Source organism: Lepagella muris (assembly GCF_004793975.1).
Lineage (GTDB): Bacteria > Bacteroidota > Bacteroidia > Bacteroidales > Muribaculaceae > Lepagella > Lepagella muris.
On sequence record NZ_SRYB01000058.1, the window covers coordinates 1 to 9,391 of the forward strand.

At 47.2% G+C, this 9,391-nt stretch carries 8 protein-coding genes; 7 read left to right on the forward strand and 1 reads right to left on the reverse strand.

Features of this window, described 5'->3' with window-relative positions; all coding sequences use genetic code 11:
* The first annotated feature begins 150 nt into the window (after positions 1-150).
* Complete coding sequence (locus E5331_RS19805) at positions 151-417, forward strand: hypothetical protein (RefSeq protein WP_123482441.1); 267 nt, start codon at positions 151-153, stop codon at positions 415-417.
* Between the two features lie 777 nt (positions 418-1,194).
* A complete protein-coding gene (locus tag E5331_RS19810; protein WP_123482440.1) occupies positions 1,195-2,439 on the forward strand; it encodes an ATP-binding protein in 1,245 nt (414 codons plus the stop codon).
* Positions 2,440-2,442: 3 nt separating this feature from the next.
* Here the strand turns inward: E5331_RS19810 and recO are convergent, their stop codons facing one another.
* A complete protein-coding gene (gene recO / locus E5331_RS19815) occupies positions 2,443-3,177 on the reverse strand; it encodes a DNA repair protein RecO (RefSeq protein ID WP_123482439.1) in 735 nt (244 codons plus the stop codon).
* Positions 3,178-3,339: 162 nt separating this feature from the next.
* Between recO and rbr the strand changes: the two genes are divergently transcribed.
* The 5 genes from rbr to ispG all read left to right on the forward strand — a co-directional run bounded on the left by rbr (position 3,340) and on the right by ispG (position 9,212).
* Positions 3,340-3,927 carry a rubrerythrin gene (gene rbr / locus E5331_RS19820; protein WP_123482438.1) on the forward strand — a complete coding sequence of 196 codons (588 nt, stop codon included), beginning with the start codon at positions 3,340-3,342 and terminating at the stop codon, positions 3,925-3,927.
* Positions 3,928-4,235: 308 nt separating this feature from the next.
* Complete coding sequence (locus tag E5331_RS19825; RefSeq protein ID WP_123482437.1) at positions 4,236-5,519, forward strand: DUF2851 family protein; 1,284 nt, start codon at positions 4,236-4,238, stop codon at positions 5,517-5,519.
* 64 nt (positions 5,520-5,583) lie between these two features.
* A complete protein-coding gene (locus E5331_RS19830) occupies positions 5,584-6,531 on the forward strand; it encodes an RluA family pseudouridine synthase (RefSeq protein WP_123482436.1) in 948 nt (315 codons plus the stop codon).
* A gap of 195 nt (positions 6,532-6,726) precedes the next feature.
* Positions 6,727-7,557, forward strand: a complete 831-nt coding sequence (locus tag E5331_RS19835; protein ID WP_123482435.1) for a phosphatase PAP2 family protein — start codon at positions 6,727-6,729, stop codon at positions 7,555-7,557.
* Between the two features lie 35 nt (positions 7,558-7,592).
* Positions 7,593-9,212: a (E)-4-hydroxy-3-methylbut-2-enyl-diphosphate synthase gene (gene ispG / locus E5331_RS19840; RefSeq protein WP_123482434.1), complete on the forward strand. Its 1,620-nt coding sequence runs from the start codon at positions 7,593-7,595 to the stop codon at positions 9,210-9,212.
* Positions 9,213-9,391: the final 179 nt, after the last annotated feature.

Here is a 9,391-nt window from a genome sequence, read left to right on the forward strand (position 1 = left end):
CGCACCGTCTCTCCACGGTCAGGAATGCCGACCGGATAATCGTGCTTGACGGCGGGCGTGTCGTCGAGACCGGAAACCACGCTTCCCTAATTGCCCTAAAAGGCACATACTACAATCTTGTGAAGAACCAGCTTGAATTAGGCAACTGATATGAATACAGATACCTATAATAAGAAAGATATGGCAACTGAGAAGAGTAGAGACAAGACGGTTGTGACGAGGGATAAGGACAGCCATGACAACATAGAGCTTCGCTCGGAGAAGGTGAGGGAACTGCTCGGAGAGATACCGCCCTCACTGGTGAGGTGGGGCACAGCCATCATTGCAATAGTGTTCATCGGATTGGTGGTAGCCGTATGCCTGTTGCCCTACCCATACTCCAACGGGGAATCTATACTCCGTCATTTCATCGGATAATCACATGAAGGGATTAGCACGAAGAATTCAAAGAAATAAAAGAAATTTTTAAATTAAAAGATTATTATTCAATTTTATAATAAAAATATTTCTTTATTTTCTTTTATTCCTTCGTGCATATCAATAGCTCCGAGTCCTTTGTGGTCTCGGTGGTGAATTTAACCGCAAAGACCACCAAGAGACGGGGATTTTATTTCCGTGTGGATGATTTGGGATTGGGGAGTGGTAGGGAGATAAAAAAAGATTAATTGTCTCTCGACAACTAATCCTCTAACCTTAAATCTAATACCATGAAAAACACGATGCAAAGTTAATACAGATTTCGTTGAAATACAAATATTTTGGCAGAAAAATTTCTTTAACTGATTAATATAACGATTGTTAGAGCGGTTGGAGAGGGGTGTGGTATATATGCAGAAATGGCAATTTGATATCATTCGTATCGGTTGATTTGGGAGAGGGTCGGGAGAGTCTGAATATTTTATAAAATCTGCATAAATAATGTTGTCAAATTGCCAGTTCTTCTTTTTTGGAAATTTTTTTGCCAACATCTTGTTTTTTATATCTAAACCTTCAAAGTAAGATGTAGAGAAGCTGTATATGAAATTGCCTGACGACTTAATGAAGTTTAGACAACTACTCAATGAAAAATCAGGTTTAAATGCCCGTTTTTTTTGTTCAATAAATACACTGTATTGAATAAAAAATGCTGATTTTGTTCAATACAGTGTATTTATTGAATAAAAAGAGCTATATTTGCACTATAATATATAGCCAATGAGAAATATAATATTTAACCAGAAGGTGGAGCGCGATGAGTTGATGTCTCGACAATATCAGCAACGGCATACAAGATATGATATTGATATGCTTCTTGCCAGTCCGCTTATAAAACTTATCACCGGACCACGCCGCGTAGGTAAATCAGTGTTTTCGCTGCTGATGCTGAAAGACAAAAATTTTGCTTACCTTAATTTTGATGATAGCCAGTTGCTTGATAATTGGAATGAGGATTTGGTGATGGCTATGCTTGATGAGGTTTATCCGGGGTATGAATATCTATTGTTTGATGAGATCCAGAATCTGCCTGATTGGGATTTGTTTGTAGGGAAATTATTCCGTAGAGGTAAAAATCTGATTATAACCGGTAGCAATGCCAAGATGCTCAGTAGCGAGATGGCAACAGTCCTTACAGGTCGGTATCTTCAAATAGAGATGCTCCCATTTAGCCTTGACGAAATGATGCGCTGGAATGATATGGATATCCGGCATCTTAGAGAGGAACAGGATGCAAAAGCTATGGCGTTGGCAGATGATTATATGCGAAATGGCGGATATCCTGAGACCATAAAGGCGAGGGGAATAACAAAGAATTACTTATCAACGTTGTTTGACTCAATATTGCTCAAGGATGTGGCAAGGCGTCATAAGGTAAGAAATACGTCCGACTTGTATAATCTGGCATCTTACCTTCTTTCCAACTTCTGCAATCCTATGTCGGTCAATGATCTCGCTTCGGAATTGGGATTATCAAGTGTGGCAACGACAAAGAAATTCTGCGACTATCTCGCAGAGCCATATCTGTTCTTTTATCTGCCCCGTTTCAACAATAAGTTGAAATTGATGAAGAAAGCTCCAAACAAAATCTATGTAGTGGATAATGGATTTGTGCAAAGCACAGCCTTCAGCCTTAGTGAGAATCTTGGTAGGCTATTGGAAAACCAAGTGTTTGTGGAACTGTTGCGCAGAGGATACGAACCGGGTAATACTTTGTTCTATTACCGCACACGTAATGACAGGGAGATTGACTTTGTGACACGTCGTGGTACAAAAGTTGAGCAGTTGATACAGGTATGTTATGATATGTCGTCGGAGAAAACGCGTAAGCGCGAATTGGATGCCTTAGTGGAATCTGCGAAGGAGTTGCACTGCAACAATCTCATTGTCATTACTAATAGTAATGTGAAAAAAGAGAAATATTGTGGTCTGGATATAGAGATTACAACGATGGGTCGTTTTTAAGGGTCAGTCGAAGATCTCGCGTATTATTTCGAGCGATTTTAGATTTCCGGCACCGGGGAAATGGATTGAATAGTAAGTAAGGAGACCCTGTATCACTCTCTGGCGGTCATGTCGGGATAGTCTGAGCGCATGCATGTTGGCGAAATTGATGCGGCATAACGTGGCTGCCATACGCGCAGCGTCGGCGTGCAGCGTCAGTTCGTGGTTTGCCACTACCGGACAGTCGGGTGAGAATGTGCCTGATTGCATGTCAAACATGTAGCCCTCTCGATATTTCGTGTGGTCAGGCTGTATCCCGGCAAATGGGAGTAGCGATGAGAGGAATGCGATATGGAAATTGGCGATACCCCCTGGTAGGTTGTCGAGAAGCGATATGGAATTGAGGATGAAATCCCAAAGAGCCTCGTCGGGCATGGTGGCGCGTAGCAGCTTGTTGAGAAATTCGGAGATGAAGAGCGCGACGAGGCGTTTCACCGGGTCGAAGTACAGGTTGTTCCACACCGTATATAGAGCGAAAGTGCCGAGCCTCTGCAATTCGGCAGTCTGTCGGAAATTGATATCCGCCTCAATTGCGGCGAGTGGTTGCAGGCGCGAGTGCCGGAGCCGCCCCATCTTTCCGCTTCCGGCAGGAGAGAGGAATGATATGCGCCCGCGTGATCGGGTGAAGAGGGTGACGATATTCAGTTTGTCGTTATGACGCGTGATGTCAATCACGATTGCGGTTATTTTCTCTGTCATTATACGGATGGGGATGATTATTCCACTAAATTAGATAAAAAAACGGAAAGCGGCAAACCATTTTATGTTAAAAGCGTTAAAGAAATAAAGGGTGAACCTACGGAGCATCTGTAGGGGCATCCCGGATAGCGAACTTATCTTAATCTTTGAAATATAAAAACTATGGCAGACAAAAAAAGCCTGAAAGGCACTAAGACAGAGAAAAATCTTGCGAATGCGTTTGTGGCAGAGACAACGGCATACGCCCGCTACACATACTTTGCCCAGACAGCACAGAAGGAATTATATTTTCATTTTGCAAATATCTTTACGGAGACTGCTGCAAATGAGCTTCATCACGCCAAGATATTTCTGAAATATCTTACCAACGGACCGGTGGTCACCGATCCTGTGAGCGTGGATCCCGGCATCCTTTCGCCTACAGTAGCCAACCTTGCCGTCGCATCGGCAGAGGAGGAAAAGGAGGGTGTCGAGCAGTACACCAAGTCGGCTGAAGTGGCAGAGGAGGAGGGATTCTCCGATATCGCCGGTGTTTTCCGTTCGATTGCCAAGATCGAGAACCATCATAAGGAGCGTTTTGACCTCATGAAGTGGCAGATTGATAATGACAAGGTGTGGAAACGTGATGAGCCGATAAAATGGCAGTGTCTGGTGTGCGGCTATATCTTTGAAGGTACAGAGCCGCCGGTAAAATGCCCGGCATGTTCTCATCCCTATCAGCATTTCATGCCGGCTGAGGAGAACGTATGATATTAGATCAACCATAAAAAACGTCCGGATTTTTCCGGACGTTTTTTTATGTGTTTCCGCCAAAAGAAATGGTCTGTTTCTTTTCACAAAGAAACAGACCGAAACCTTAATCTTAATTATACTATGAAAAACACGTTACAAAGATAAGTTTATTTATGCAAATATTCAAAGGAAAATGCTTATTTTTGCTACAATTAACAATTTTTTAGTGTTATGAGACGTAATTTATGATTTCGTTTATACAGAATTTTAGCTATTTTTGCATGTGGTTTCGGTAAAATCAATCCGTATGCCAACCAATAGCCCAAATGGAGAGACTCTATCAATATCTTTGGAAGTCGAGAATGTTCGGCAAAAAGCTTCACGCGTCAGGAGGCTCGGAAGTGGAGGTGATCGATCCCGGTTGCCTCAACACTGATGCCGGTCCGGATTTCTTCAATTCCAAGATAAGGATCGATGGAGTTATGTGGGCGGGAAATGTGGAGATCCATGTCAGGGCATCAGATTGGAACCGCCACGGTCACAGCGACAATCCGGCGTATGACGATGTAATGCTCCACGTGGTCGGCATATCCGACTGCCGTATAAAGCGGCGCGACGGCACGTATATCCCGCAGGTGGAAATCACGATGCCGGAGGATTTCTTCCGAAGCTATGCCAATCTTTCAGCGGAATGCGAGGGGGTGAAATGCGCCACGTCGTTGGGAGGCATATCCCGTCTGGAACAGACCGACTGGCTCGAGAGCCTTTCCATGGAACGTCTTCAGGCAAAGGCGTCGAGGGTGGCAGACATATTGAAATTCACCGGGAATGACTGGGAACAGACCTGTTTTGTGATACTTGCCCGTGCACTCGGTTTCGGACTCAATGGCGACCCGCTTGAGATGCTTGCGCGATCGTTGCCTCTCAAATACCTGCATCATCATTCTGACAATCCGCTACAGCTACAGGCTTTGCTCTTCGGGCAGGCTGCCATGCTCGACAGCTCGATTCATATATTTGATGAATATTACCAGCTCCTCTGTCGCGAATATTATTTTCTTGCGCGCAAATATGGGTTACGTCCGATGCGTGCCGGCTTATGGAAATATTCACGTACACGTCCGCAGAATTTTCCACACCGTCGTCTGGCATTTCTCGCCAAGGCGTGTGAGGGGGGATTCTCCATGTTCTCCAAGATAATAGGCGTCAAGGGGGATGCCGAGACTGCGGCTACGTTGTTTGACTGGCATCTGGAGGGGTATTGGCATGACCATTTCTCATTTGACGTTCCGGCGCGTTCCGTATCCGACACACTCTCTGCCACCAGTGTGACATTGCTGATGATCAACGTAGTCGCCCCGTTGCTTTATGCCTATGGCTCCATGCGCGGAGAGGAGAGGATTGCGGAGAGGGGAGTGGCATTGCTTGAGGAGCTTCCGGCAGAGAGCAACGGGATAGTGCGCCAATGGAGAATGTCGGGCATCAAGGCTGAGAATGCATGGCGTTCGCAGGGTCTGTTGCATCTGAAGAAGGAATATTGCGACAGGCGCAAATGCCTTTACTGCCGGTTTGGACATCATCTGCTCCGCGATGCTGCCCGGCGTGATTAAAAAGACTTGATTAAAAAAATGACATATAGCATACATATAACGCAAATAATGTTGTTATATAAATATGAAGAATACAAGACCATTCCGGGAAGACCGGATTATCTCTTTTGTGAATGAAAGCGGCGAGGCGAAGCCTCTTCTTGCTTTTGTAGGTGAAAAAATGTCGGGAAAGAGCCGCAACGATCTGAAGACGTGGCTCCGCTACGGACATATCATGGCGGATGGCGTTGTGACGACTGCCTTCGATGCTCCGGTGGAGCCGGGTGGAGAGGTCAAGGTCAACGTGACGCGACCCTTTGTAGTGCTTCGTCATCCTCGTCTGCAACTCGTATATGAGGATTCAGATGTCATAGTCGTCAATAAGGGCTATGGTCTGCTGTCGGTAGGGACGCAGAGCCACCGCAAGGAGGAGACAGCCTACGATATAATACGCGATTATATCAAGACGCAACATCCGACGAACAAGCTTTACGTGGTGCATCGTCTTGACCGCGACACGTCGGGACTGATGATGTTTGCAAAGACAGAGGAGGCACAGGAGGCATTGCGCCATAACTGGAACAATATGGTGCTTGACCGTCTTTATGTTGCGCTCCTTGAGGGCTACGTAAAGAATGATGAGGGCTTCGTCAAGAGCCGTCTTACGGAGAACTCTCAGTTTGTGGTGTATTCCACGAAGGAGGAGGATGAAGGGAAACTCGCATTGACGCGCTACAAGGTGCTGAAGCGTGCCAACGGGTTGTCGCTGGTGGAGTTCTCGCTCGACACAGGACGCAAGAACCAGATCCGCGTGCATGCCTCCGAGATGGGGCATCCCATCATGGGCGACCGCAAGTATGGGGCAAAGGAGAGCCGTCTTCACCGTCTGTGTCTTCATGCGCGCACACTGCGTTTTGCGCATCCCATCACCAGGAAGGATATGCGTTTTGAGTTGCCTGTGCCTGCTAAATTCCTTGCGGCAGTGCGTGGCGCGGATCATACCAAGGATAAACATTTGTCAGATACCAAATAGTTAACAATTACCAACTGAAGTTTCGCAAGCTGCACTTCAGTGGTTTAAAGTTTATAGTTTAAGGTTTAAGATTCACGAAAATCCAAGAATCTTTTCATTATACAAAATTTAATGATCATAAACCATAAACATTAAACCTTAAACCATTTAAGTGAAGCAAGTTGGAAAACTTGCGAAACTTAAATTACTAATACAATGCCTATAGATACGTCGTCATATTATCCGGAAGTGCCTTCTCCCGATGGGGGGAACGACGGGTATAGCCTTAACCGAAGGGAAGGTGGTCTGTTTGGCTCATCACAGAATAATCCGGAGCCGCCGGAGAGAGAGCCTCTGCCGAGGCATGATGCTCCCGAAAGAGAATCGGAAAAGAAGAACCGCAGTAAGGATGATCCGGAGTCGTCGGGAGAGAGATTCATCACCGTATGCTCTAATCTGCTGTCGTGGATATTGGTGCCGCTGCTGATGCCTGTCTACGGGCTTATCCTTGCATTCGGGCTTTCGATCCTTGATGTCGCCCCGATAGGGATGAGGATAACCTTCACGCTGATTGCAACGGGAATAAACGTGGTGATACCGATGATTCTCGTGGTCTTGCTGAAGAGGATGGGGCTCGTGGACGACCTCGGACTCAACGGGCGTAAGGAGCGTCTGATACCCTACATCATATCTATCGTGGCACTTGTCGGCACGTCATGGCTGATGTGGGCGAAGGGTGCGCCGCTGTGGCTGTCATTGTTCTTTGCCGGTGGTGCTCTGGGCGGTCTTATCAATATGCTGATAAATTTCAGATGGAAGATATCGGCACACGCTGCCGGAGTTGCGGGCGTGGTGGCGTTGCTCATAAGGATAGCTAAGGACGGTTCGCCCGAACCTGAGCTTTTCTTCTGGCTGATAACATCGATACTCCTTGCCGGGCTTCTCGGGTCGGCACGCGTATGGCTCGGACGCCACACCGTATGGCAGGTGCTGGCGGGATATGCCGTGGGATTCGGATGTGTATTCCTTTTGACGATGATTTCTTGACGATGATTTCTTGACGATGATTTCATAAATTAGATATGAGCAGATATAATTATAGCCGCCGGAAAAGCAGTGTGGCAAAAGCCGGGAAGGTAGAGATCGGGGGGAGTAACCCTATCCGCATACAGTCAATGACCAACACGTCTACTCTTGACACGGAGGGGAGCGTGGCTCAGGCTCTGAGGATAGCCGAGGCAGGTGGGGAGATAGTCCGCCTGACCACCCAGGGGGTGCGCGAGGCTGAGAATATGTCGGCGATACGTAAGGGACTTGATGCCGCCGGTTGCGACGTGCCTTTGGTGGCTGACGTGCATTTCAATCCTAATGCCGCATTCAAGGCGGCGGAGACGTGTGAGAAGGTGCGTATCAATCCCGGTAATTTTGTAGATGCGGCACGTACTTTCAAGAAACTTGAGTTTACCGATGAGGAATATGCCACTGAGGTGAATAAGATACGAGATACTCTCGTGCCTTTTCTGGAGATATGCAAGAAGCATAACACGGCGGTTAGGCTTGGGGTGAACCATGGCTCGCTTTCCGACAGGATAATGAGTCGCTACGGCGACACTCCTGCCGGCATGGTGGAATCTGTGCTGGAGTTCCTGAGAGTGTGCCGTGATGAGGATTTCGACAATATAGTGATATCGATAAAGGCATCAAACGTGGTCGTTATGGTGGATACCGTCCGGCTGCTCGACAAGAGGATGCGAGAGGAGGGTATGGCGTTTCCGTTGCATCTCGGAGTGACGGAGGCAGGCGATGGAGAAGATGGCAGGATCAAGAGCGCGGTGGGTATAGGCACCCTTCTCGCCGAGGGATTGGGCGATACTATCCGAGTCTCCCTGACGGAGGATCCGGAGAATGAGATTCCGGTGGCATGCAAGCTGCGCGACTACATCTGCAAGCGGGAGAATCAAGCCCCAGTGGTTGAGCCGGATATGGTGGTTACGGGCGCGACACGAGAGCATGCTGTAGCCGTGCCGGGATTTGAAGATGTGCATTATCCGTTGGTGGCGGGTATTGATTTCCCGGCAATACCGGACGCATGGCATAAGGTGGATGCTTCAGAGACGCCCTCATTATATGGTGATGATGTGCCGGTGGTGGTGGAGTCGCACAATCTGAACCGTCCCGGAGAGATAGCGTCGTGGATTGACCGTTTTGTGGCTCTTGGCGGCAAGAATCCCATATTCATCCATCTGGATTATCCCGACACGGATATAGAGGATCTTCAAATAAAGGCTGGTGCCGATTTCGGTCCACTCCTTTTAGGCGGGTATGGGGCAGGCATCTCGATAGATGCTCCGGCGTTCAGTGCGGATGAGATCAACTCTGTGGCGTTGGGTCTGCTTCAGGCTGCGCGTCTGAGGGTGAGCAAGACGGAGTATATAGCTTGTCCGAGCTGCGGACGCACACTGTTTGACCTTCAGAAGACCTTGAAAGAGGTGAAAGCTGCTACAGAAGGACTGAAAGGCTTGAAGATAGGGGTCATGGGCTGCATAGTCAACGGTCCGGGCGAGATGGCTGATGCCGACTACGGATACGTCGGAGCCGGACCCGGTAAAGTGAGTCTCTATAAGGGAAAGACGTTGGTCAAGAAGAATATCCCCTCGGAAGAGGCAATCGATGAATTGCTGGCATTGATAAAGGAGGGATAGATAAAACATGATCTCCCATGATAACCCATGATAATCCATGAAAATCATGATAACTCATGATGTATCATGTTATAACATGTTATATCATGATACATCAAAACAAAACAAAAAACAAAACAAAAAAAAGAGACTGTCTAACAATCAAAAGTTAGATGGTCTCTTTTTTTGTGACGTATTAC